Source organism: Streptomyces clavifer, from assembly GCF_036345975.1.
GTDB lineage: Bacteria > Actinomycetota > Actinomycetes > Streptomycetales > Streptomycetaceae > Streptomyces > Streptomyces clavifer.
Map to the genome: position 1 here is coordinate 7,065,325 of NZ_CP107793.1, position 24,190 is coordinate 7,089,514.

22 protein-coding genes are annotated in these 24,190 nt (G+C 71.4%); 11 read left to right on the top strand and 11 right to left on the bottom strand.

Going from position 1 to position 24,190, the window contains the following annotated elements:
- Window positions 1–93: 93 nt before the first annotated feature.
- The 3 genes from OG927_RS30635 to OG927_RS30645 are packed head-to-tail and all read left to right on the top strand — an operon-like array spanning window position 94 to window position 3,495.
- Window positions 94–801: a succinate dehydrogenase gene (locus tag OG927_RS30635; RefSeq protein ID WP_124280344.1), complete on the top strand. Its 708-nt coding sequence runs from the start codon at window positions 94–96 to the stop codon at window positions 799–801.
- Between the two features lies 1 nt (window position 802).
- On the top strand, window positions 803–2,752 hold the full coding sequence (locus OG927_RS30640; RefSeq protein WP_330321138.1) for a fumarate reductase/succinate dehydrogenase flavoprotein subunit: 1,950 nt from the start codon (window positions 803–805) through the stop codon (window positions 2,750–2,752).
- Window positions 2,749–3,495 carry a succinate dehydrogenase/fumarate reductase iron-sulfur subunit gene (locus OG927_RS30645; protein WP_056800034.1) on the top strand — a complete coding sequence of 249 codons (747 nt, stop codon included), beginning with the start codon at window positions 2,749–2,751 and terminating at the stop codon, window positions 3,493–3,495. The genes OG927_RS30640 and OG927_RS30645 overlap by 4 nt, the downstream gene beginning before the upstream one ends.
- A 25-nt stretch (window positions 3,496–3,520) precedes the next feature.
- On the opposite strand, the gene OG927_RS30650 is transcribed toward OG927_RS30645, so the two are convergent.
- The 3 genes from OG927_RS30650 to OG927_RS30660 all read right to left on the bottom strand — a co-directional run bounded on the left by OG927_RS30650 (window position 3,521) and on the right by OG927_RS30660 (window position 6,660).
- On the bottom strand, window positions 3,521–5,938 hold the full coding sequence (locus tag OG927_RS30650; RefSeq protein WP_056800031.1) for an excinuclease ABC subunit UvrA: 2,418 nt from the start codon (window positions 5,936–5,938) through the stop codon (window positions 3,521–3,523).
- 105 nt (window positions 5,939–6,043) lie between these two features.
- A complete protein-coding gene (locus OG927_RS30655) occupies window positions 6,044–6,235 on the bottom strand; it encodes a DUF6381 family protein (protein WP_056800027.1) in 192 nt (63 codons plus the stop codon).
- Window positions 6,236–6,444: 209 nt separating this feature from the next.
- Window positions 6,445–6,660: a dodecin gene (locus tag OG927_RS30660; protein WP_056800024.1), complete on the bottom strand. Its 216-nt coding sequence runs from the start codon at window positions 6,658–6,660 to the stop codon at window positions 6,445–6,447.
- Window positions 6,661–6,863: 203 nt separating this feature from the next.
- Between OG927_RS30660 and OG927_RS30665 the strand changes: the two genes are divergently transcribed.
- From OG927_RS30665 to OG927_RS30675, 3 genes are all read left to right on the top strand, one after another.
- Window positions 6,864–8,120 (top strand): extracellular solute-binding protein, encoded by a 1,257-nt coding sequence (locus OG927_RS30665; protein ID WP_124280341.1) that lies wholly within the window; start codon window positions 6,864–6,866, stop codon window positions 8,118–8,120.
- Between the two features lie 252 nt (window positions 8,121–8,372).
- Complete coding sequence (locus OG927_RS30670) at window positions 8,373–9,182, top strand: GNAT family N-acetyltransferase (RefSeq protein ID WP_330321139.1); 810 nt, start codon at window positions 8,373–8,375, stop codon at window positions 9,180–9,182.
- Window positions 9,179–10,039 carry a lysophospholipid acyltransferase family protein gene (locus tag OG927_RS30675; protein WP_124280339.1) on the top strand — a complete coding sequence of 287 codons (861 nt, stop codon included), beginning with the start codon at window positions 9,179–9,181 and terminating at the stop codon, window positions 10,037–10,039. Before OG927_RS30670 ends, OG927_RS30675 begins: the two co-directional genes overlap by 4 nt.
- On the opposite strand, the gene egtD is transcribed toward OG927_RS30675, so the two are convergent.
- Genes egtD through egtA form a run of 4 tightly spaced genes read right to left on the bottom strand, consistent with a single transcriptional unit; the run spans window position 9,982 to window position 14,349 of the window.
- Window positions 9,982–10,944, bottom strand: coding sequence for an L-histidine N(alpha)-methyltransferase (gene egtD / locus OG927_RS30680; RefSeq protein ID WP_330321140.1), 963 nt, complete (start codon window positions 10,942–10,944; stop codon window positions 9,982–9,984). The genes OG927_RS30675 and egtD overlap by 58 nt on opposite strands.
- On the bottom strand, window positions 10,941–11,696 hold the full coding sequence (gene egtC / locus OG927_RS30685) for an ergothioneine biosynthesis protein EgtC (RefSeq protein ID WP_319103960.1): 756 nt from the start codon (window positions 11,694–11,696) through the stop codon (window positions 10,941–10,943). Before egtC ends, egtD begins: the two co-directional genes overlap by 4 nt.
- Window positions 11,696–13,036, bottom strand: a complete 1,341-nt coding sequence (egtB, locus tag OG927_RS30690; protein ID WP_330321141.1) for an ergothioneine biosynthesis protein EgtB — start codon at window positions 13,034–13,036, stop codon at window positions 11,696–11,698. Before egtB ends, egtC begins: the two co-directional genes overlap by 1 nt.
- Window positions 13,033–14,349, bottom strand: coding sequence for an ergothioneine biosynthesis glutamate--cysteine ligase EgtA (egtA, locus tag OG927_RS30695; RefSeq protein WP_124280335.1), 1,317 nt, complete (start codon window positions 14,347–14,349; stop codon window positions 13,033–13,035). Before egtA ends, egtB begins: the two co-directional genes overlap by 4 nt.
- 146 nt (window positions 14,350–14,495) lie before the next feature.
- On the opposite strand from egtA, the gene OG927_RS30700 reads away from it, so the two are divergent.
- On the top strand, window positions 14,496–15,332 hold the full coding sequence (locus OG927_RS30700) for a TIGR02452 family protein (protein WP_330321142.1): 837 nt from the start codon (window positions 14,496–14,498) through the stop codon (window positions 15,330–15,332).
- Here OG927_RS30700 and OG927_RS30705 read toward each other — a convergent pair.
- Window positions 15,317–15,781, bottom strand: a complete 465-nt coding sequence (locus OG927_RS30705; RefSeq protein WP_330321143.1) for a type II toxin-antitoxin system PemK/MazF family toxin — start codon at window positions 15,779–15,781, stop codon at window positions 15,317–15,319. The two genes, OG927_RS30700 and OG927_RS30705, sit on opposite strands and share 16 nt — an antisense overlap.
- Before the next feature lie 71 nt (window positions 15,782–15,852).
- Between OG927_RS30705 and OG927_RS30710 the strand changes: the two genes are divergently transcribed.
- From OG927_RS30710 to OG927_RS36065, 3 genes are all read left to right on the top strand, one after another.
- Window positions 15,853–16,971 (top strand): glycosyl hydrolase family 18 protein, encoded by a 1,119-nt coding sequence (locus OG927_RS30710; RefSeq protein ID WP_079100829.1) that lies wholly within the window; start codon window positions 15,853–15,855, stop codon window positions 16,969–16,971.
- A gap of 69 nt (window positions 16,972–17,040) precedes the next feature.
- On the top strand, window positions 17,041–18,069 hold the full coding sequence (locus OG927_RS30715; RefSeq protein WP_124280332.1) for a LacI family DNA-binding transcriptional regulator: 1,029 nt from the start codon (window positions 17,041–17,043) through the stop codon (window positions 18,067–18,069).
- Window positions 18,070–18,123: 54 nt separating this feature from the next.
- Window positions 18,124–18,543: a hypothetical protein gene (locus OG927_RS36065; protein WP_371613221.1), complete on the top strand. Its 420-nt coding sequence runs from the start codon at window positions 18,124–18,126 to the stop codon at window positions 18,541–18,543.
- A gap of 66 nt (window positions 18,544–18,609) precedes the next feature.
- Here the strand turns inward: OG927_RS36065 and trxA are convergent, their stop codons facing one another.
- The gene (gene trxA / locus OG927_RS30725) at window positions 18,610–18,999 is read right to left on the bottom strand and encodes a thioredoxin (RefSeq protein ID WP_056799995.1); all 390 of its coding nucleotides are present in this window, start codon (window positions 18,997–18,999) and stop codon (window positions 18,610–18,612) included.
- 115 nt (window positions 19,000–19,114) lie between these two features.
- Here trxA and OG927_RS30730 point away from each other — a divergent pair, with 115 nt between their 5' ends.
- Complete coding sequence (locus tag OG927_RS30730) at window positions 19,115–20,560, top strand: dihydrolipoyl dehydrogenase family protein (protein ID WP_330321144.1); 1,446 nt, start codon at window positions 19,115–19,117, stop codon at window positions 20,558–20,560.
- A 460-nt stretch (window positions 20,561–21,020) separates the two neighbouring features.
- On the opposite strand, the gene OG927_RS30735 is transcribed toward OG927_RS30730, so the two are convergent.
- Together OG927_RS30735 and OG927_RS30740 are read right to left on the bottom strand one after the other, a co-directional pair.
- Complete coding sequence (locus OG927_RS30735) at window positions 21,021–22,253, bottom strand: glycoside hydrolase family 64 protein (RefSeq protein WP_056799989.1); 1,233 nt, start codon at window positions 22,251–22,253, stop codon at window positions 21,021–21,023.
- A 1,316-nt stretch (window positions 22,254–23,569) separates the two neighbouring features.
- Window positions 23,570–24,037, bottom strand: coding sequence for a hypothetical protein (locus OG927_RS30740; protein ID WP_124280329.1), 468 nt, complete (start codon window positions 24,035–24,037; stop codon window positions 23,570–23,572).
- Between the last annotated feature and the right edge of the window lie 153 nt (window positions 24,038–24,190).

Here is a 24,190-nt window from a genome sequence, read left to right on the forward strand (position 1 = left end):
GGTCGACCATAGCGGTCGCATAGCCAAAGGCTATGGAGATCAATCACTTCATGTCTTGGACTGATGATGCCCCGTGGCCCTAGCGTCGTGTCCATGGCACTGGCAACCCGGACGGACCGACGGTCGTCCATGACGCGCACGCTCTGGGACTCGTCCGTCGGCAAGAAGACGATCATGGCTGTGAGCGGTCTGATCATGCTCGGGTACCTGGTCGTCCACATGCTGGGCAACCTGAAGATCTTCTTCGGATCCGACGAGTTCAACCACTACGCCCACTGGCTCCGGACCCTCGGCGAGCCCTTCCTGCACTACGAGTGGGCCCTGTGGATCGTGCGTGTGGTGCTCGTCGCGGCGGTCGTCCTGCACGCCGTCTCCGCGTACCAGCTGAGCCGCCGTGACATCAGGGCGCGCCCGAACGCGTACGTGCACAGGAAGGCGCGCGCGAGCTACGCCACCCGCACCATGCGCTGGGGCGGCATCATCCTGGCGCTGTTCATCGTCTGGCACATCCTGGACCTGACCACCGGCACCGTGCACCCGGGCGGATTCCAGGCCGGACACCCCTACCAGAACGTGCTCGACACCTTCTCCACCTGGTACGGCAACGTCATCTACATCGTCGCGGTGCTCGCCGTGGGCCTGCACGTCCAGCACGGTTTCTGGAGCGCCGCACAGACCCTCGGCGTGGGCAACGCGACCCGTGACCGGATGCTCAAGACCGTGGGCAACGTCCTGGCAGTGGTGCTGACGGCGGGCTTCGTCTCCGTGCCCGTGGCCGTCATGACCGGAGTGGTGAACTGACATGAGTGACTACACGAACTACGTGACCGGGGAACCCGTCGTCGACACCAAGGCGCCCGAAGGGCCCGTCGCCGACCGCTGGGACACCCGCCGGTTCGAGGCGAAGCTGGTCAACCCGGCAAACCGCCGCAAGCACACCGTCATCGTCGTGGGCACCGGACTGGCCGGAGGGTCGGCCGGCGCGACGCTCGCCGAGCAGGGCTACCACGTCGTCCAGTTCTGCTTCCAGGACTCGCCCCGGCGTGCCCACTCCGTCGCCGCGCAGGGCGGGATCAACGCGGCGAAGAACTACCGCAACGACGGCGACTCCGTGCACCGGCTCTTCTACGACACCGTCAAGGGCGGCGACTTCCGCGCCCGGGAGTCCAACGTCCACCGCCTGGCCGAGATCTCCGTCGAGATCATCGACCAGTGCGTCGCCCAGGGCGTGCCCTTCGCCCGCGAGTACGGGGGTCTCCTCGACAACCGCTCCTTCGGCGGCGTCCAGGTCTCCCGCACCTTCTACGCCCGCGGCCAGACGGGACAGCAGCTCCTCCTCGGCGCCTACCAGGCACTGTCCCGGCAGATCGCCGCCGGCAACGTCGAACTGCACCCGCGTACCGAGATGCTCGACCTGATCGTCGTCGACGGCAAGGCCCGCGGCATCGTGGCCCGCGACCTCGTCACCGGGAAGATCGACACGTACTTCGCCGACGCGGTCGTCCTGGCCAGCGGCGGCTACGGCAACGTCTTCTACCTGTCGACGAACGCGATGAACTCCAACACCACCGCCATCTGGCGGGCCCACCGGCGCGGTGCCTACTTCGCCAACCCCTGCTTCACGCAGATCCACCCCACCTGCATCCCGCGCACCGGCGACCACCAGTCCAAGCTGACGCTGATGAGCGAGTCGCTGCGCAACGACGGACGCATCTGGGTCCCGAAGGCCAAGGGCGACACCCGGCCGGCGAACGAGATCCCGGAGGAGGAGCGGGACTACTACCTGGAGCGCATCTACCCGGCGTTCGGCAACCTCGTACCCCGCGACATCGCCTCCCGCGCCGCCAAGAACGTCTGCGACGAGGGCCGCGGGGTGGGACCCGGCGGACAGGGCGTCTACCTCGACTTCGCCGAGGCCATCCAGCGGATGGGCCGGGACAAGGTCGAGGAGAAGTACGGCAACCTCTTCGACATGTACGCGCAGATCACCGCGGAGAACCCGTACGAGACGCCCATGCGGATCTATCCCGCCGTGCACTACACGATGGGCGGGCTCTGGGTCGACTACGACCTCCAGACCACGATCCCCGGCCTCTTCGCGATCGGCGAGGCCAACTTCTCCGACCACGGCGCCAACCGGCTCGGCGCCTCCGCGCTCATGCAGGGCCTGGCCGACGGCTACTTCGTCCTGCCGTCGACCATCAACGACTACCTGGCCCGCAACCCGCACGCCGAGGCGGTCGACGCCGGCCACCCGGCGGTCGCCGAGGCCGTCGCCGAGACCGAGGACCGGCTCAACCTGCTGCTCGCCGTCGACGGCGACCGGACCCCGGACTCCTTCCACCGCGAGATCGGCGAGCTCATGTGGGAGTTCTGCGGAATGGCCCGCACCGAGGAAGGGCTGCGCAAGGCCCTGGACCGGATCCCGCAGATCCGCGAGGAGTTCTGGCGCCGCATCAAGGTGCCCGGCACCGGCGAACAGTTCAACCAGTCGCTGGAGAAGGCCAACCGCATCGTCGACTACCTGGAGCTCGCCGAGCTCATGTGCCTCGACGCCCTGCACCGCGCCGAATCCTGCGGAGGCCACTTCCGCGAGGAGTCGCAGACCCCGGACGGCGAAGCCGCCCGCCGGGACGCGGAGTTCTCCTACGCGGCCGCCTGGGAGTTCAGCTCCACGGGCGACGCCCCCGTCCTGCACAAGGAAGACCTCGTCTTCGAGTACGTCCACCCCACCCAGCGGAGCTACGCATGAAGCTCACCCTGCGCGTCTGGCGCCAGCAGAACGCCGAGACGCCCGGCGCCATGGCCACCTACGAAGTCGACGGCATCTCCCCGGACATGTCGTTCCTGGAGATGCTCGACACCCTCAACGAGGAGCTCATCCTCGGCGGGGACGAACCCGTCGCCTTCGACCACGACTGCCGCGAAGGCATCTGCGGCGCGTGCAGCCTCGTCATCAACGGCGACGCCCACGGCCCGGAGCGCACCACGACCTGTCAGCTCCACATGCGGTCGTTCCAGGACGGCGACACGATCGACGTCGAGCCCTGGCGCGCCTCCGCCTTCCCCGTCGTCAAGGACCTCGTCGTCGACCGTTCGGCCTTCGACCGGATCATCCAGTCCGGCGGATACATCTCGGCACCCACCGGCACGGCGCCCGACGCGCACGCCACCCCGGTACCCAAGCCGGACGCCGACTTCGCCTTCGAGCACGCCGAGTGCATCGGATGCGGCGCCTGCGTCGCGGCCTGCCCCAACGGCTCCGCGATGCTCTTCACCTCGGCGAAGGTCAACCACCTCAACGTGCTCCCGCAGGGCGCACCCGAGCGCGAGACACGCGTGCTCGACATGGTCGCGACCATGGACGAGGAGGGCTTCGGCGGTTGCACCCTTACCGGGGAGTGCGCCACGGCGTGCCCGAAGGGCATCCCCCTGCCCTCGATCGCCGCGATGAACAAGGAGTGGCTCCGGGCCACCCGCAAGGTGCGCCGCTGACCGAGGCCCGTGCCCCGGCGGGGAGTCAGGCCGTCCGCAGCGCCTTCGCCAGGTACGCGGCCGTCCGGCTCCCCGCCGCTCGCGCGACCTCCCGCGGGGTGCCGGTGGCAACGATCCGGCCGCCCCGGTCACCGCCGCCCGGGCCCAGGTCGATCACGTGGTCGGCACCCGCGACCACCGCCATGTCGTGCTCCACGACCACCACCGAGTCGCCCGCCTCCACCAGACCGTGCAACTGCCGCATCAGCACCTCCACGTCGGCCGGATGCAGGCCCGTGGTCGGCTCGTCCAGCAGATACAGGGTGTGTCCGCGACGGGTGCGCTGCAGCTCGGTGGCGAGCTTGATCCGCTGGGCTTCGCCCCCCGACAGCTCCGTCGCCGGCTGTCCCAGCCGCAGATAGCCGAGCCCCACGTCGAGCAGAGCCCGCAGACTGCGTTCGGCCGCGGGTGTCCCCGCAAGGAATCCGGCAGCCGCCTCCACCGTCAGGTCCAGCACCCCGGCGATCGTGAGACCGCGGAGCGAGACCTCCAGCGTCGCCGGGTTGTAGCGCGCGCCGTGGCAGTCCGGGCAGGGGGCGTACGTGCTGGGCAGGAAGAGCAGCTCGACGGAGACGAACCCCTCGCCCTGGCAGGTCTCGCACCGTCCGCCCGCCACGTTGAACGAGAACCGCCCGGCCCGGTAGCCCCGTTCCCGAGCCGTCGCCGTCCCCGCGAACAGCTTCCGTACGACGTCGAACAGCCCGGTGTACGTGGCCAGGTTGGACCGGGGCGTCCGGCCGATGGGCTTCTGGTCGACCTGCACCAGCCGGTCCACCGCACCCAGGCCCTCCGCCGACGCGCAGCTCCCCTCCCCGACCGGTGCCCCGGGGGCGTCCGCCTGCCGGTCGGCCAGCACACCCGCCAGTACCTGGCCGACCAGCGTCGACTTCCCCGATCCCGACACCCCGGTGACGGCCGTCAGCACCCCGAGCGGGAAGTCGGCGTCGGCGCGGCGCACATTGTGCCGGTCGACCCCGCGCAGCCGGATCCACCCGGACGGGGTGCGCGGCTCCCGCGCCGGAGCCGGGTCCTCGTCGAAGAGGAAGCGCCGGGTCGCGGACGCGGCCACGCCGGCGAGCTCGTCCGGCGGTCCGCTGTGCAGCACCCGGCCCCCGTGCTCGCCCGCCAGAGGACCCACATCCACCAGCCAGTCGGCCTGCCGCACCACGTCCATCTGGTGCTCCACCACGAACACCGAGTTGCCCGCCTCCTTGAGCCTGCCGAGGACGGAGAGGAGGGACGCCGTGTCGGCGGGGTGCAGCCCGGCCGACGGCTCGTCCAGCACGTAGACCACGCCGAAGAGCCCCGACCTCAGCTGGGTCGCGAGCCGCAGCCGCTGCAGCTCGCCGGAGGACAGCGTCGGGGCCGTGCGGTCGAGGCTGAGATAGCCGAGGCCCAGCTCCGTCACCGGCTCGATGCGCCCCAGCAGATCGGCGGTCAGTACCCGTGCGGTGTCGCTGCGACCGCCCGCGGCGAGCAGCACCTCGGTCAGGGCGGAGAGCGGAAGAGCGGTGAGGCCGGCGATCGTGCGGCCCGCGAACGTCACCGCCATCGCCTCCGGCCGGAGCCGGCTGCCGTGGCAGACCGGACATGGGGAGCTGGTGAGGAAGCGCTCCGCCTTCGCCCGCAGCGCGCGGCTCCTGGAATCCGCGAACGTGTGCATCACATAGCGTCGTGCGCTCATGTACGTGCCCTGGTAGGGGCGCTGGATCCGCCCGGCCTCACGGACCGGATGCACCGTCACCACCGGCTGCTCGTCGGTGAACAGGATCCACTCGCGGTCCCGCGCGTCCAGCTCCCGCCACGGCCGTTCGATGTCGTATCCGAGCGCGTCCAGCACATCGCGGAGGTTCTTCCCCTGCCAGGCGCCCGGCCAGGCCGCGATCGCCCCGTCCCGCACCGACAGAGAGGGGTCCGGCACGAGGAGTTCCTCGGTCGTGCGGTGGATCCGCCCCAGCCCATGGCACTCGGGGCACGCGCCGGCCGCCGTGTTCGGCGAGAAGGCGTCGGAGTCGAGCCGTGCGGCCCCCACCGGATAGTCACCCGCGCGGGAGAACAGCATGCGCAGCGAGTTCGACAGGGTCGTCACGGTGCCCACCGAGGACCGTGATCCGGGCGCCGAACGGCGCTGTTCCAGGGACACCGCGGGCGGCAGGCCGGTGATCTCACCGACATCGGGAGCGCCGACCTGATGGATCAGCCTGCGGGCGTAGGGGGCGACGGACTCGAAGTAGCGGCGCTGGGCCTCGGCGTAGATCGTCCCGAACGCCAGCGAGGACTTTCCCGAGCCCGAGACGCCGGTGAAGACCGCGAGGGTGTCCCGGGGGATGTCGACGTCCACATCGCGGAGGTTGTGCTCCCGGGCGCCTCGCACCCGGACGTACGGATCGTGTGGGGTGGGCATGGGCGGTACGGCTCCGTACGGATCAGTGGGGCGGACAGGCTCTGCCGGTGATCCTCCCGCATGCCACTCGCGGGAGGACCGCCGGCAGGCGCGGGCGCGGGTCCCCTACACCATGGGATCCATGCCGCGGTCCTGCATACTGCTCTCCTGCTCGCCCTGCTCCCGCAGGCGACGGGCCTTGTCCTGGAGCCTCTGGCGCTGCTCCGGGTCCGTGGCGCGGTCTGCGGCTTCCTTCAGTTCTTCTGCCTTGGCCTTCAGCTGCCGCGCACGGCCGCCGGACTCACCTGCAACGCTCATGATCACTCCTGGGTCGGTGGGGGAGTGGACCCGATCAGCGAATCAGCGGCCGGGCGCACACGCATCTCGAACGGCCACGGTCGATGGCGACGAGTTGGTCCGCGGCGCCGCCGAGCCGGCCGGAGTCGGGTGGTGCGGGCCCGCTGGGGAGCGTGCGGGCCGCACCTGATCCGGCCGGGGACGGGCGTCACGCCAGGGTCCGCGTCCGGTCAGGCGTTCCCGTCGAGCCGGAAGCCGACCTTGAGGCCCACCTGGTAGTGGGCGATGCGGCCGTCCTCGATATGGCCGCGCACCTGCGTCATCTCGAACCAGTCGAGATGGTGCAACGTCTCCGACGCCCTCGCGATGCCGTTCCGGATCGCCGCGTCCAGGCCCTCCTCGGAGGTTCCCACGATCTCGGTGACCCGATAGGTGTGATTGGACATGTATGTCTCCTTTCGTGGTTCCACGGTGCCTCACCCTCCGTCGGTGCGCGAGGCACCGCGATCGGTGATCCGCTCGCGACCGGGGCTTGACCTGTGCATTGGTCCATACCAAACTCCGGTCCATACGCCCGTGCGAGCGCCGCCCGCAGTCCCCCCACCCGGGTCCTGTCATTCGTCGTGCCGTTTCGCAGAAGGTGACCCCCGTGAAGATCCGCACTCTGGCCGGAGCCCTCGCGCTCGTTTCCTCCGTCACGCTGGGCGGCTGCGGTTTCCTCCCCGGCTCGGGCGGCGACGGCCGCACGGTGACGGTGTGGCTGATGAAGGGCAGCGTCTCCCCGGACTTCCTGGACCGCTTCACCCGGTCGTACGAGGAGGAGAACCCCTCTGTCGAACTGGAGTTCGTTCTCCAGGAGTGGGGCGGAATCGGCCCCAAGGTCCTGAAGGCGATCGAGGGGGACGACGCGCCCGACGTCATCGAGGTGGGCAACACCCAGGTCGCCCAGTACGCGGACAGCGGGAAGCTGCGTGACCTCACCCTGGAGTCCATGCGTGACCTCGGAGGGGAGGACTGGCTGCCGGGTCTCGCCGAACCGGGCAGCATCAACGGCGGGCAGTACGGGATTCCCTGGTACGCCGCCAACCGCGTCGTGATCTACAACAAGGACCTCTTCGCACAGGCGGGCATCACCGCTCCACCCACGACCCGCGAGGAATGGGTCGGGATCACCGAGAGGCTGGACGACAGCGCGGACCAGCAGGGCATCTACCTCGCGGGGCAGAACTGGTACGTCCTGGCCGGGTTCATCTGGGACGAGGGCGGGGAGCTGGCCGAGGACACCGGCGGCGACTACCAGGGGGCTCTGGATTCGCCCGCCGCACTCAGGGGCATGGACTTCTACAAGGAGCTGCAGGCGCTCGGCGCCGGCCCCAAGGACGCCGACGAGCAGACACCCCCGGAGACCGACGTGTTCGCCGGGGGCGACGTCGCCCAGATCATCGCGGTGCCGGGCAGCGCCGCGCTCATCGAGCAGGCGAACCCGGAGCTCAAGGGCAAGCTCGGCTACTTCCCCATACCCGGCAAGAGCGCGGACAGGCCGGGAGCGGTCTTCACCGGTGGTTCGGACCTCATCGTGCCGGAGCGTGCCGACCGGCGGAGCGAGGGCATCGAGGTCGTCAAGGAGCTGGCGGGCGAGAAGTGGCAGACGGAGCTCGCCAGGGCCATGAACTACGTGCCCAACAAGCCCGCCCTCGCCCGTGTCATCGAGGGCCAGGAAGGGACGGCCGCGATGGCCGTGGGCGCCGCCGAGGGGAGGGCCACGCCCAACTCCCCCCACTGGGCGGCCGTCGAGGCCGACAACCCGATCAAGCCGTACATGACGACGGTGCTGCAGGGGGGTGACGCCGCGGAAGCGGCGAAGAAGGCGTCGGCCCGCATCACCGCGAAGCTCATCACCGGCTGACGGACCGCGCGCCCGGTGGCGGCCCGCCGATCCGGACCGTGGCGCGCCCGGCGGCCCGGCGTTCGGGCCGGCGTGCTCGGCCGGCCGGGCAGGGCGCGATCCGGCCACCTGGGGATTCAGCAGGATCACATCCCCGCTCCCCGTGGCGGTCATGTCAAGTCCAGCCGGTCGCGGAAGAAGTAGGGGGCCGGGCCGTCCCGCAGCCGCGGAGGTCCGGCAGCCGCCCCAGCCGATCCGTCCCCGGAGACCGCCATGACCGTGCTGCCCCTCGCCCCTCCGCCCGCTGCCACCGTCCCGCCGGCCCGTGTGCCCGCCCCCGCCCGTCCCACCGGCTACCGGGTGTCACTGGCCACCGGCCCGGAAGACGTACGCGCAGCCCAGCGCCTGCGCCACCAGGTGTTCGCCGGAGAGCTCGGCGCCCGGCTCGACAGCCTCGAACCCGGCCTGGACAGTGATGCCTTCGACGCCTACTGCGACCACCTGCTGGTGCGTGAGGCGGCCACCGGAGACGTGGTCGCCACCTACCGGCTGCTGCCGCCCGAGGGCGCCAGGCTCGCCGGCGGCCTGTACGCGGAGGGGGAGTTCGACCTCTCACGGCTCGCGCCGATCCGCGACGACCTCGTCGAGGTCGGCCGCTCCTGCGTCCACCCCGCCCACCGGGACGGAGCCGTCATCGCCCTGATCTGGGCCGGACTCGCCCGCTACATGGAGCGCACCGGACACAACTGGCTGGCCGGCTGCTGCTCCGTACCCCTCGCCGACGGGGGCGCGCTGGCGGCCACGAGCTGGAACACCGTGCGCACCCACAACCTGGCGCCCGAGGAGTACTGGGTAGCCCCCCACCGCCTCTGGGACACCACCGGACATCCCGGCGACGGCCCCGGGGGCCGGGCGGCGCTGCCGCCCCTGCTGCGCGGCTATCTGCGCCTCGGCGCCTGGGTCTGCGGGGCCCCCGCCCACGACCCGGACTTCGACGTCGCCGACCTCTACGTCCTGCTCTCGATGCGCCGCGCCGACCCGCGCTACCTCCGCCACTTCCTCTCGCTCGCCCCGCTGCGGTGAGCGTCTGGCTGCCCTCCGCCCCGTGCACCCCGCGCGCGTGCGCGGGGCACCGGGGCGCGCGGCGCGCACCCCTGCCCGCAGCCGTCCTGCTGACCGCGGGGTGCACGCTCACCCTGCTCGGTGCCGTGTGCGTGCCGGCCGTGCTGCTCCTCGGGCCCGCACTCCGCGACCGGCTGATCCGCGGCTGGGCGTACGCCGTGGTGAGGGCCTTCGGCGTACGCGTACGGGCCACCGGACCAACGGCGGACGCGGTCCGGCACGGGGCGGACCCGGTCCGGGCCCCGGTGGGTGAACTCGTCGTCGCCAATCACGTCTCGTGGCTGGACATCCCGCTCGTCGCGACCGTGTTCCCGGCCAGGATGCTCGCCAAGAGCGAGATCCGGACCTGGCCGCTGCTCGGACCGCTCGCCGCGCTCGGCGGCACGCTGTTCATCGAGCGGGACCGGCTGCGTGCCCTGCCCGGCGCGGTACGGGCGCTCGCCGGGGCGCTGGCCTCGGGGTCACGGGTCGCGGTGTTCCCGCAGGGCAGCACCTGGTGCGGCCGGGGCGACGGCGGCCGCTTCCGGCACGCCGCCTTCCAGGCGGCGATGGACGCGGGGGCCGCGGTCCGGCCGGTCCGCATCCGGTACCGGACCGCGGAACAGCGCCCCGCGGGCGCCGCCGCGTTCGTCGGCGAGGACCCACTGGCCGCCTCGCTCTGGCGGGTGGTGACGGCTGCCGGGCTCACCGCCGAGATCCGCGTCCTGCCGCTGATACCCGCGGGCGGTGAGCCCGACCGGCGCGCGCTGGCGCGCGCTGCTCAGTCCGCCGTCGCCAGCGACAGCGCGAACCGGCCTCCTGAATCCGTCCACCACTGATCCAGCCGCAGTCCCGCCGCGGCCAGTTCTTCCCGCACTCCTTCCTTGCGGAACTTCGCCGAGATCTCCGTGCGCAGCTCCTCGCCCTCCTCGAACGGCACGACCAGGTCCAGCTCGCGGATCTTCACGGTCAGCGCCCGGCGGGCGCGCAGCCGCATCTCGATCCACTCGTGGTGCGGGTCCCACACGGCCACGTGGTCGAAGTCGTCGAGCTGGAAGTCCGCCCCCAGCTCACGGTCCACCACCGTCAGCACGTTCTTGTTGAACGCCGCCGTCACCCCGGCCCCGTCGTCGTAGGCCGCGACCAGCGTCGCCTCGTCCTTGACCAGGTCGGTGCCGAGCAGCAGCCCGTCGCCGGGCGAGAGCCGCGCTCGTACGGACCGAAGGAACTCCGCGCGCTCCCGGGGCAGCAGATTGCCCAGCGTGCCACCCAGGAAGGCCACCAGCCGGGGCCCGGGGCTGTCCGGCAGCTCCAGGACGTGCGTGAAATCGGCGATGAGGGCGTGCACGGAGAGCCCGGGGCGCTCGGCCAGCAGTGCCTGGGCCGCACCCGTGAGGGCGCTCTCACTGACGTCGACCGGCACGTACGTGTGGAGTCCGGGCAGTGCGTCCAGCAGGTGCCGGGTCTTCTCCGACGACCCCGACCCCAGCTCGATCAGGGTACGGGCCCCGGATGCCGCGGCGATGTCCCCGGCACGGGCGATCAGGATCTCCCGCTCCGAACGGGTCGGGTAGTACTCGTCCAGCCGGGTGATCTCCTCGAACAGGTCGCTGCCGTGCGCGTCGTAGAACCACTTGGGCGGCAGCGTCTTCGGCTGCCGGGTCAGACCGCTCAGCACATCGGCGCGCAGCGCCGCGTCCGTCGCGTCCACCGGCAGGGTGCGGGTCAGCAGGAAGGGACTCACGCAGTGGGCTCCTTGAGCGGGGTCAGTAGAACATCGGTGCGGGTCGCGGCCAGCAAGGTGCGGTCCGGGACCTCGTGCCAGGACGGATCGTCGTCGTACGGCTCGGAGGCCACCACCGTGCGACCGCCCGGTTCGTCGAGATACCAGAGCGAGTCGCCCCAGGCGGTCGCCACGATCGTGGAGCCGTCGGTGAGCAGCAGGTTGAGACGTGACCCGGGGGCGGCAGCCGCGACGTCGAGAACGGTGTCGGCGACTGCCCGGGCTATGTCGTCGCCCGCCGTGATCCGGTGGAGCACGAGCGCCCAGAGCAGTGCGGAGTCGCTCCGCGCCGCCAGCGAGAGCAGGGCCGCGGGCGGCAGCGTGCCGGCCAGCGGAGCCAGGGAGCCGGGCCAGTCGCGCACCGCTCCGTTGTGGCTGAACAGCAGCGTGCCCTCGGCGAAGGGCGCGGCGGCGGCCTCCCCGTCCGCGCCCGCCCACGTCGCGTCACGGACGGCCCCGAGCAGCGCGGTGCTGCGCACCACGCGCGCCAGGTCGGCGAAGGTCTCGTCGCCCCACACGGGCCCGGCACGCCGGTAACGGCCCGGCGCGGGGTCGTCACCGGCGTACCAGCCGACCCCGAATCCGTCAGCGTTGACCGTGCCGTTCCTCTGGCGCCGGGGCTCCCAGGACTGCCGTACGAGTGCGTGCGGGGGTGTGACCAGCACCTCACCCAGGGCCACGGAGGGCCCGAGATAGGCGATGTGGCGGCACATCAGGCATCCCTCGCGGTGCGGAAACCGGAGAAGATCTGGCGCCGCACGGGAAGGTCCCAGTTGCGGAACGTCCCCCGGCAGGCCACCGGGTCCACAGCGAACGAGCCGCCGCGCAGCACCTTGTGCTCCGGCCCGAAGAACACCTCGGAGTACTCGCGGTACGGGAAGGGGGCGAAGCCGGGGTAGGGAAGGAAGTCGCTCGACGTCCACTCCCACACATCACCGATCAACTGCCCGGCTCCAGCCGGGGACCGGCCCGCCGCGTAGGCCCCCGCGGCGGCGGGACGCAGATGCCGCTGGCCCAGGTTGGCCCGCTCGGGCGTCGGGTCACCGTCGCCCCAGGGGTAGCGCAGCGACCGGCCGGAGGCGGGGTCGTGACGGGCCGCCTTCTCCCACTCGGGCTCGGTCGGCAGCCGCCGGCCCGCCCAGCGGGCGTACGCGTCCGCCTCGTACCAGCTGACGTGGAGCACCGGCTCGTCCGGGGGCACGGGCTCGGTGACGCCGAAGCGCCGCCGCAGCCACTGGCCGGCGTCGCGATGCCAGAACAGGGGCGCGGTCAGCTCGTGCCCGCGGACCATGGCCCAGCCGTCCGGGGCCCACCAGCGGGCGTCGGTGTACCCGCCGTCGTCGATGAACCGCTGGTAGGCACCGCACGTGACCGGAGCGGTGTCGACGAAGAACGCCGCGACCTCCCGCCGGTGCGCGGGCCGTTCGTTGTCCAGTGCCCACGGCTCGGTGGACGTGCCCATGGTGAACGGGCCACCCGGAACCAGCACTTCTGCCGGAAGCGCCACCGCGTCGTCGGCCACCGGCGGCTCCGGTGCGCTGAGCACGGGGGGCCCGGTACGCAGCTGATGAGTGATCAGCATCGTCTCGTCGTGCTGCTGCTCGTGCTGGGCGACCATGCCGAAGGCGAAGCCCGCCTGCTCCAGTGGCCGTCCCCCGCCGTGCAGCGGGGCCCCGTCGAGGATGTCCAGGGCCCGGCCGCGTACGTCAGCGGCATAGGTACGCGCCTCGGCGGGTGCCAGCAGCGGCAGCGAGGGACGGCTCGCCCGGGGATGCTCGAAGGCGTCGTACAGTCCGTCGATCTCGGGGCGCAGCGCCGCCCGCCCGCCCACCGCCCGCAGCAGCCACAGCTCCTCCTGGTTGCCGATGTGCGCCAGATCCCAGACCAGGGGCGACATCAGGGGGGAGTGTTGGGCGGTCAGGTCATGGTCGTCGACGCTGTCGGTGAGCAGCGCGGTGCGTTCGCGGGCGGTGAGGAGCGCGGCCAGGGCGCGCTTGCGCAGCGCCTCCGTGTCGAGGTCCCCGTGCCCGGGGGGAACAGATGTGCCGGTCATCGGCGCGGACTCCTTCCGTGCTGCGGTCCTGCGGCCTGCTGCCACGGTGCCGGGTCGGGCAGATCGTCTGCGGGACATCGGCCCCGGGCCACGTAACGGTCGGTGAAGGCCGCCACGGTGTTCTGCACGTGGTCGCTCGCGCCGAGCCGGGGCAGCGCGTCCAGAGCCGCGGCGAAGCAGGCCGCGGCGGCCGAGGCCAGCTCCGGGTTGCCCAGCCCGTCGCGGGCGGCGGCCGTCCACAGCGGATTGCGGGGTGCGGCGGCCGGGCCCGCCGTCTCGGCCAGCGGTTTCACGGTGCGGTACACGGTCTCGGCCGCCTCCGGGTCGTCGAACATCGCGGTGGTCGCGGCCAGTGGCACCAGCCAGCCGTCGGTGCCCGACTGGGCGTCGATCATGCGCAGCTCCAGATGCCCGCGGGGGCGCACCGGGGGGAAGAGCGTCGTGATGTGGTAGTCGAGATCCGCGCGCACCACCGGCCGGGGCCCGCCGCCGCGGATCCAGTCCCGGAGTGACAGCCCCTCCGGCACGGCCCAGGGGCCGTCGTCGTTCCGGATGCACATCACGGGCGTGTCGAGTACGTGGGCCGCCCAGGCGTCCCGCGGTGCGAGACGGCTCGTCGGGGCCAGCGACCTGGCCGGGTCGAGAGCGGCCCACAGGGCCTGCCGGGTCGAGCGCCAGCCGGTCCGGCGTCCCTGCCGGAACGGCGAATTGGCGAACGCCGCCACGAGGACCGCGCCCAGCAGGTGTCCGAGCTGCCAGCGCCGCCCGTAGCCCAGCGGGCCCGGCTCCTCCTCACCGGCGTCCAGGCACACCTGGACGGAGGCGGAGGTGCACATCATGGCGCGCCCGGCGGTCCCGGAACGGTCGAGCGCGGCTTCCATCGCCGCGTAGCGGGGCTCCTTGAGCAGACGGCGGGGGGAGTGCCACGGATCGACACCGAGGCCGGCCGGCACGAGTCCGGCCCTTCCGAGGGTGTCGCGCACGGCGGCCAGATCGGCGGCAGTGGCGTCGATGCACGCCATCAGGGAATCCGCCGGCCGGGAGCTGAGCTCCAGCTGACCGCCGGGTTCGAAGGTCAGGGACGCGTCCAGCGGGACCGCGCGCACGGCGTCGGCACAGGCGCGCAGGCGTTCGGGGGAGACCGCCGTCCCGGGGTCCTCACGGTCGTGGATGAGCCATTCGAGTTCCACACCGACCGTCCTGGGCGGTCCCGTCTTGAAACATATGCCGCGGAGCAGATCCTCCGCCTCGTCCTCGCCGAGGGGTTCCACGTCAACGGTCGAGCCATGAACGCCGGGAGTGTCCGGGAGCATGCTGGTCCTCCTCTTCGGGTGCTTCCTTACCACCCAAACCCTTACCGGGAGTTCGCACAAGGGTGCCCCTGCGGGACGGAAAACCGGTTGCGTCCATGCCGCTGGACGTCCAGCATGCCCCGTATGCACCACACGGGGGCGCGCCCATGAGCGCACGACTGCGCGGGATCGCGCGAGAGACCGAGGCCATCGTCGAGGCCGGGTACTACCGGACGCCGGAGGGGCGCGAGGTGACGATCGAGCGCGCGCTGACCGCCGCGCTGTCCGGGACGCGGCTGTACGGTCCCGAGCCGGTGCCCGTCGCCGTCCTGGACACGGACCGCACACCCGTCATCGAGGTGACCGGTGAGAGCAGCCTGCAGGCGGCACGCCGGATGACGGGTGCCTCGGCGGGCAGGGTGGCCGTGCTGAACTACGCCTCGGCCCGCAATCAGGGCGGTGGATATCTGAACGGCGCGCAGGCCCAGGAAGAGGCTCTGTGCCGTGGCTCCGCGCTGTACGTGACGCTGCTGCGCGCCCCCGAGTACTACGCCCACCACCGCGCCGAACGCAGCGCCTTCTACACCGACCGGGTCATCCACTCACCCGGTGTGCCGGTCTTCCGCGACGACCGGGGGCGGCTCCTCGACACCCCGTACACCGCGGGATTCCTCACCTCGCCGGCGCCGAACGCCGGAGTGATCCGCAGGCGGGAGCCGGAGCACGCGCACAGCATCCCCGCCGCGCTCGCGAGCCGTGCCGAACGGGTGCTCGAGGTCGCGGCCGTCCGCGGCTACCGGAGGCTGGTCCTCGGAGCCTGGGGCTGCGGCGTCTTCCAGAACGACCCGGCCGAGGTGGCGGGCGCCTTCCGTGCGCTGCTCGCCGACGGCGGACGGTTCGCGGGCCACTTCGAGCAGATCGTCTTCGGCATCCTGGACCGCAACCCCGATTCCGCCGTACGGGCCGCCTTCACCAGGATCCTCGCCCCTCAGCTCCAGCCGTAACGATCCCGCAGTCGTACCACCACCAGGTCGAATCTGTCCCGGTCCAGCGCACAGGCCTCGCGCCGCATACCGTCCTCGTGTACCCGCAGCACCCGGTCCAGGTCCACCCAGGACGCACGGCCCGAGCTGTCCCACGGCCCCGCACCCAGCGCGACCCACTCGTGTTCCCGTTCGTGCTGCTTGCTGGACAACTGGACGGCGAGCAGCGTGCCCTCCCTCTCGCGGGCCACGACGAGAACCGGCCGGTCCTTGCCGCGACCGTCGTTCTCCTCGAACGGCACCCAGGTCCAGACGATCTCGCCGGGATCGGGAGCACCGTCGCGGTCGGGGGCGTACGAGGTGCGGACCGGTCCCGCCTCGCGCGGGTCGGCCTCCGCCGTGGCGGTCGGTCCGCTACGGCCCGGGAAGTCGGTCGAGGGATCACTGCTGTGGTCGTGCTGGAACGTCATCACCACACCGTAGAACCTGGACGGCCCAATCCGCCCAGCGGGTCCGCGAACGGGGCCTCAGGCTCGATCTCATGATCACCTCAGTCGTCACCGCCCGTCTGTCCCGCGCCTTCGCGGCCGTCGGGCTCCTCGCGGCAGCGGCCCTGCTGCCCGCGCCTTCTGTCGCCGCGTCAGGGCCGTCCTCCGCCTCACCGGCCGCCCGGGAGCCCGCCGTGGACCCTGCTGCGGCACCACCACCCCGCACGGTGTCGGGATGGCTGCCCTACTGGGACCAGGAGGGCGCCTACCAGGACGCCCTGCGCCACGCCGACCAGCTGCACACCGTCAGCCCGTTCTGGTACGAGGCCGTCTCGGCCGGCCGGATCGACAGCCATCCCGGCGCGGGAGAGCGCCGCATCATCGACGGCCTGCACCGGGCCGGGGTGAAGGTCGTCCCCACGGTCATGGAGACGATGGAGCCCGGCGCGCTGGCGGCGATCCTCACCAGCCCCGCCCGGCGCACCGAGCACGCCGACGCCCTGATGCGCACGGTCGCCACCCGCGACTACGACGGCCTCGACCTCGACTACGAGTCGATCGCCGCCACCGGGGACGCCACGTACGCCTCGGTCCGCGACGGATTCACCACCCTGGCGACGGACCTCTGCCGACGGCTCCGGTCCCTCGGAAAGCAGTGCGTGATCACCGTGTTCCCCAAGACCGCCACCACCGGGCGCATCTGGGACTACGCCGCCCTCGGGCGTGTCGCCGACCGGGTCCGCATCATGGGCTACAACCTGCACTGGTCGGGCGGTGACCCCGGACCGCTCGCCGACACCCGCTGGTACGACGACATCCTCACCCGCGCCACCGCTCTCGTACCGGCGGCCAAGCTGGAGATGGGGCTCCCCGCCTACGGCTGGGACTGGCCCGCGGACAGCGACAGCACGGCCGCCACGAAGCACGTCACCTGGAAGGAGGCCGAGGCGCTGCGCGCGGAACAGGGCGCCCCCTACCGGCTCGACGAGGTCTCCGGGACGCCGTACTTCACCTACGACGACGGCACGGAGCTCCGCGAGGTCTGGTACCAGGACGCCCGCGGGGTCGCCACGCACCTGCCGGTGGTCCGCAAGCACGGTGTGACCCACACGGTGCTGTGGGCCCTCAACTTCGAGGACCCGCAGGTCTGGCCGGTACTCGCCGGTAGCTGACGCCCGTTCCGGGTACCGGTGCCCCGGCCCACGGGGGGCACCACAGGGTCTGTAAGACTGCCCGACGCGATGAGCCAGTTACCCGAGCAGCCCGCCGACACGTCCGTACCGACCAGCGCCGATGTGGCGCGACTCGCCGGAGTCTCCCGGGCCACCGTGTCCTACGTTCTGAACAACAACACGACGGTGCGGATCAGTGAATCCACCCGCCGCCGGGTCAGGGAAGCCGCCTCCGATCTCGGCTACGTCCCGCACGCGGCGGCCCGCAGTCTGCGGGCAGGGCACACCAGAACGGTGCTGCTGCCCGCCGCGCACGTTCCGGCCGGACCTCTCCAGCAGCGCTTCTTCATCGACCTGCAGTCGGATCTGCGCCGTCTCGACTACACCGTCGTCCAGTACGGAAGCGGCGGCCTCGATCCCGACGAGGCCGCCAGGGCGTGGGCCGAACTCCGGCCCGTCGCCGTCGTGTCGCCCGTGGGGATGGCTCTCACCCGCGTCGGCATAGGCGTCCTCACCCGCTCGGGCGCCAAGGCGGTGATCACGCTCGGACCGCAGCCGGTGGACGGCGCGCACGCGCTCGTCATGGACCAGCGCGAGGTCGGCAGCTGCGCGGTCCGCCACCTGCTGTCCGGCGGCCGCAGCCGGATCGGGGTGGTCATGCCGCAGGAACCCGGCCTCGCCCCGTTCTCCGAACCACGACTGGCCGGAGCGCTCCGCGCCCTCGACGAAACGGGCGCGGACGCCCGGATCCAGCCGCTGCCGCTGCGGTACGAGGAGGCATCCGCCGAGGACCTTGCCGCCCGGTGGCGGAGTCTGGGCCTGGACTCCGTGTTCGCCTACAACGACGAATACGCGATGCTGCTGATGAGGGCCCTGCAGGACGCCGGGGTGGAGGTGCCCGCCGAGGCGGCCGTCATCGGCGCCGACGACCTGATGCTGGGACGGCTGCTGCGGCCCCGGCTCAGCAGCGTCAGGATGGAACTGGCCACCGCACAGCCACTGGCGGAGATGATCGACCGGCTGGTGCAGCACCCGGGCGGAGCGCCCGAGCGCCACTACCTGCTGCGGGCGAGAGCGGTGGCCCGCGAATCGGGCTGACCGGCCGGGGTCCACGACATGCGCGGCCGACGGCGGGTGTCTAGCGTCGTCGGCATGAGTCATCCGCAGAGCTACGAGATCCTGGTGTTCCCGGAATTCAGGAAGACCGTCACCGGGGCGCCCGCGCCCGGTTCCGCGATCCGCTCGGCGGTCGTGGCGGCCACCGGTGACACGGGCGCGTCGGGCTACCCGCGCTACGCGGGGGACGGCATGGAGGCCGACATCGACCCAGCGACCCACACCGTGGAGGCCCTGCTGGTGGACGGTGCGGAGCTGGACTACGGACTCACGGTCAGGATCGCCGAGCGCATCGGCGGGGTGAGGGTGCCCGGCGGCGAGGGGGAGCCGCGGGGTGCGGAGCAGTCCGGCACCGCGGCGCCGCGCGGAGCGGAGGAGCCGGGCGCCGTGGCAGCCACGGCCGCGGAGGGCGGAAACGGCACCGGGGAGCCGGAGCCGAACGAAGAAGCCCGCTGAGCAGACCGGAGGGCCCAGCCGTACCCGGCCAGGCCCTCGCACCGCGTCCGCCGCACCCGCAGGGGGCTACTGCTGCTCCTGAGCCTGCCCCTGTGCCTGCTTCTGCTCCTCGACGGACTTGCGCACCTCGTCCATGTCCAGCTTCCGCGCCTGCCCGATGACGTCCTCGAGCGCCGCCTCGGGGAGGGCCCCGGGCTGTGAGAAGACCGCCACGTTGTCACGGACGATCATCAGCGTGGGAATCGACCGGATCTCGAAAGCCGCCGCCAGCTCCTGCTGCGCCTCCGTGTCGACCTTGGCGAAGACCAGGTCGGGGTGGCGCTCGGACGCCGAGTCGTAGACCGGCGCGAACTGCCGACACGGGCCGCACCAGGAAGCCCAGAAGTCGATCAGCAGGAATTCGTTGTCGCTCACGACCTGATCGAAGTTTTCCTTGGTGAGCTCTACGGTGCTCATGCTTTGTTACCTCTCCCTGGGACCGATCGGACCTGTCCCGCACAACGGCGACGTCGGTTGTCCTATTCCGCCTGCCCGTGTGGCCGCTGCGCACACCCACGACCACACTGTTCCCATGACTGACGCTGATGCTGTGAAGAACAAGGAATACGACGTCGTGGTGATCGGCGCCGGCCCCGTAGGGGAGAACGTGGCCGACCGGGCCAGGGCAGCGGGGCTGAGCACCGCCGTGGTGGAGTCCGAGCTCATCGGGGGCGAATGCTCGTACTGGGCGTGCATGCCCAGCAAGGCGCTGCTCCGGCCGGTGGTGGCACGGGCCGACGCGCGCCGCGTGCCGGGGCTGAGCGGGTCGGTGCAGGGGCCGCTGGACGCGGATGCCGTCCTCGCTCACCGGGACGAGCAGACCTCGCACTGGAAGGACGACGGGCAGGTCGGCTGGCTGGACAGCATCGGCGCGGAGATCTACCGGGGCAAGGGCCGGCTCACCGGTGTCCGCAAGGTGTCCGTCACCGGCTCCGACGGGTCGGAGCAGCATCTCATCGCCCGGCACGCGGTGGCCGTCTGTACCGGCAGCCGGGCCGTCGTTCCGGCACTTCCCGGGGTCGAGGGCGTCCGCCCCTGGACCAGCCGCGAGGCGACCAGCGCCAAGGAGGTGCCGGGCCGCCTCGTCGTGGTCGGCGGGGGAGTGGTCGGTGTGGAGATGGCCACCGTCTGGCAGGGACTCGGCGCCGAGGTCACGATGCTGATCCGCGGCAAGGGCCTGCTGCCCAAGATGGAGCCGTTCGCGGGCGAACTGGTCGCCGAGGCCCTGACCGAAGCGGGCGTCACGATCCTCACGGAGGTGTCGGCCACCGCCGTGAGCCGGGCGGGGAACGACGGACCGGTCACGGTCGAACTGGACAACGGTGAACGGCTGGAGACCGACGAGATCCTCTTCGCCACCGGCCGGGCCCCGCGCACCGACGACCTCGGCCTCGACACCGTGGGGCTGGAGCCCGGCTCCTGGCTCACGGTCGACGACAGCTGCCTCGTCGAGGACAGCGACTGGCTGTACGCGGTCGGGGACGTCAACCACCGTGCGCTGCTGACCCACCAGGGCAAGTACCAGGCGCGTATCGCGGGGGCCGCGATCGCCGCCCGTGCCCAGGACGCGTCCCTCCTGGAGACGGACCGCTGGGGTGCCCACGCCGCCACCGCCGACCACGCCGCCGTGCCCCAGGTCGTCTTCACCGATCCCGAGGCATCCTCGGTCGGTCTCACCCTCGCGGAGGCGGAGGCCGCCGGCCACCGGGTGCGGGCGGTCGACTACGACATGGCCTCCGTGGCTGGTTCCGGCCTGTACGCGCAGGGGTACAGGGGGCGCGCCCGGATGGTCGTCGACCTGGACCGCGAGGTGGTGCTGGGCGTCACCTTCGTCGGCCCGGGCATCGGTGAGCTGCTGCACTCCGCGACGGTCGCGGTCGCGGGCGAGGTGCCGATCGAGAGGCTGTGGCACGCGGTTCCGGCGTACCCGACGATCAGCGAGGTCTGGCTGCGGCTGCTGGAGTCGTTCAGGGGCTGAGGGCAGCCGGGGGCGGGGTGCGCGTACGCGGTGTCGCGGTGGGAGTGACCGCATGTGTCGACGGCGGTGGCGGACGTCGCCTGGTCGGTGTCCGCCGTCCCTCTCCGATGCCGGCCGCTACGTCCTCCCCCTGAGCGTCGGCGTGAAGACGTGCTCGCCGCAGTCCGGAGGCTGCGGCGGGCACGTCGTCGCGCGGGCGGACGCCGGGGAGGCGTCGGGCGCTGCCGGCCCGATGCCGCGGCCGGGACCGCGGGCGCCCGCACAGACGGACGACGACTTCACCGTCCGGTCGCACTGTGGGGTGGCTCGACGGACCGCCTACGGCCACCCCGTCCTGCTCATCCGACCCGAGGCGCACGCCGGGCGTCGGCTGGTGGCGGGTCACTCGGATCCCCCGTCCCTTGCCTGCGGGAACGACTCGGTACGGAGGGGTCCATGAGCAACCGGACACGAGAGACCCCTAGTTGAACGGGTCCAGCGTGATGTACGCCTGCTGCGGGTCGCCGTCGTGCACGAGCGATTCGTGCGCGCCCACGTCGTCGAAGGCGAAGCCGTAGGCCTTGCCGTCCGCCATCTGGGCGTGGATCTTGGCGGAGTAGTGGTTGGTGACCGCGTCCTTGTAGAAGTTCGCGTTGTTCGCGTCGGGCTGGTTGGGGTTGCTCAGCAGCGTCGACCGGTTGTAGCCGGCGCACAGTGTGCGGGAGATGGGCCCCCGGACCAGGTCGTTGGGCGCGTCAAGGAGTTTGTAGCAGCCGAAGACGCTGTCGGAGTCAGGCTTCTGGAAGCTGGTGACGACCGCTCCCGAACTGTTGGTGAAGTTCATGGTGTTGCCCTGAACTCGCCCGAAGTACTTCGTGTTCGGCTGGTCCTTGAACGGCTGGACGGTCAGTGTCTGCGAGGAGTACTTACTCCACACCCGGTTGACGTAGTCGTTCATGACGGAGGCCGGTAGCGCCCCGGCTTCGATGCCGTGGCCGGGGGCGAGCGCCCGCAGGATCGTCCCGTCGGAGCGGGTCCTGATGAGCCCGCCCCAGCCGCCGGGCTGGCTGCGCAGGGAGTCGAAGAACGCCTTGTAGCCGCCGGGCTTCAGGTGGCCGGTGCTCAGGGTGGTGCCGTTCGGGCGCTTCACTCCGACCGCGTAAGGGGCGGAGAACATGTCGACCTGCGTGCTGTTGATCCACAGGCCGGCGTCGTTGAGCGTGTACTCGGTCCAGTTGAAGAGGATGTTCGCGTTCGGGTCGCTCGGGTTCTGCACCGCGGGCTGCACCAGACCGCCGGTGGTGAGCTTGAAGACGAGCTTCTGCCCGTAGGAGAAGTAGACCCGGCCGGAGAACTTCGGCATCCGGATCGTCTTCGACTGCCCGTTGGCCGGGCCCGCGATGGACGCGTCGGGAGCGGGCGTCGGGGGGTTGCCGCCGGCGGGCCACGGATGGAAGGCGCCGTTCGTGTCGGCCCAGCCCTGGCGCCCGGACGAGAGCTCGGTGCCGATGACGTAGACGTGCACCTGCTCGCCGCGCCCGGAGTTGTTGGTCAGAGTGAGCGGGATGGTCGTGGGGACGGCCGCCGCGTCGGTGGCGGCGGTGACCTGGGTGGCGACGAGACATCCGCCGGCCAGCGCGAGCGCGGCAACCAGGGCGGCGGGCCTGGGGCGGGCCCGGTGCGTACGTGGGGCGGAAGGAAGGGTGGCAGACAAGCTCTTCTCCTCATCCGGAAGGCCGTGCTGTGGGGGTAGCCGGTGTGAGAAACCCGAGGCGACTCTGAGAGCGCTCTCAGGAGACTTCCTGGAGCGTATCGACCGGTCAGGGACGCGTCAATGTTCTGGTCTGGACCATAATCCCGTACCCCGTGGCGGCGGAACAGCGGTGAGGGCCTGGTGCGGGGCGGGCGGTTGCCGTCGTCGTCGCCCTCGTCACCGGGACGGGCGGACTCGTCCTCACCTTCGACGCCGCGGCCCGCAGCGCCGGGAGAAGCGCCGCCGAGATAGATGGCCAGGAGGCTCCTCGGCGGAGGGCGGAGGGCGGAGGGCGGAGGCTCTCACGTCTCACGAGATCGCCCACGGCGGGGGCGTACCGACCGAGGGCCCTCATCGGCTACCGCAGGCTCGCCCAATGAGAGGACTTCCCATAGGCGGTCATGGGTGTCACTTGGGAATTCTCCGCCCGGGCGAAGTTCGTGGGGTCGCCCTCTGGGCACCCCGATCGCCACTGCGGCCCCGTCCGTTCTGGCACGGATGTGGTGCGAGCCCTGGCGATCTTCCGGTCAGTGAGGGCCGCGCCGCGGTGGACGCAGCAGGGCCCACACGGCGAGTGTCTGGGCAGAGTATGTGACTCGCTCGACGAGTCGCTCGACAGTGGAGCGGCGCAGGGTACACAGCCACACGTAGCTGCTCAGGGAGACACAGAGGCATCCCAAGGTCTGCCCCAAAAAGGTTTGCTCCGCTGGCTCTTGCCCAGTGCGCAGGTAGAGCATCCATGTGGCTGCCGTGGCTACTCCCACTGCGACCAGGCCAGCTTTGGCTACCTGGCCGCGGACTGCCCAACGGGAGGCGAGAAGGCCGGCGGGAATCTGGATAGCGACGTGGAGCATCAGCACCGAGATCATTATCTCGAACGTTTGGGCATAGGTTTCCGCGGACGCGGCTGGAATCCAGCAGAAGCCGATGTACAGCAGAACGCCACTCACGTGCATGGCGGCAACGTTCAACGGAACGTGCCACCGGCTGACCCAGTGGCGCTCGTTGTCGCTCGCCCGCACGACGTCCTCCCCCTGAGGGCTGGAGCCCCCACTGCTGGCGGGGAGTCTACGTCCAAGGGCAGCATGCGAGGCGTTCCAGCCGCTTTGATCCCCGCGACGAACGACAGCCTACCGAGCTCACCAAATGAGATGACTTTTTGTGCCGGTTTTCGTTCCGATGTTCCTCAAGCCCCATACCACGTCCGTGCTCCTGCCGCGGTCCGGCCGGACCGGTCGGGCCCGGCCGGACCGGTCGGGCCCGGCCGGAACGGCGGATCAGATGTCGATGACCCGGTAGGCGATGGTGTAGACGCCACCGGAGCCTTCCAGTACCCGGTACTGCGTCTCCGCGCCGAACTCGTTGCCCGTGATGGTCACCGAGCCGAGCCGGTCGTCGCTGCTGGTGCTGTCGTAGTCCCACAGCGAGAGCGTGCGGGACTCGGTCTTGCCGAGGACCAGCAGCGCGTTGCCGTTGCTCCCGTCCAGGGCGCGGCGGTAGCCGGTGCCCATGGTCTGGTACGACGTGTTGGCGGGCCAGAGCTTCACGGCCTTGCCGCCGTTCGCCGCGATGTTGAGGTAGGCCTCGTCGTGGTCGCCCTCGCTCTCGTCGCTGCAGTACAGGTCGACGAGCTGGATCTGCACGTAGTCGACCGGATCGGCCTGCGCGGCGCCGGCGGCGCCCACCAGCGAGGTGAGGCCCAGCGCGCCTGCCAGGGCGAAGGTGGTCAGTCGTCGGACGGTCATCTTGTCCCCCGTGGTCTCAGGTTTTCGCCGGTCCCCCGACCGGCTCGAAGAACAGACTGCCGGACCGCCGTCCGTCGTTCTACGCGCGTTCCACTGAGCGGAACCGGCGCGCGGAGAAGGGTCCGTCAGGTCAGGGGCGCCAATTCTGACGAT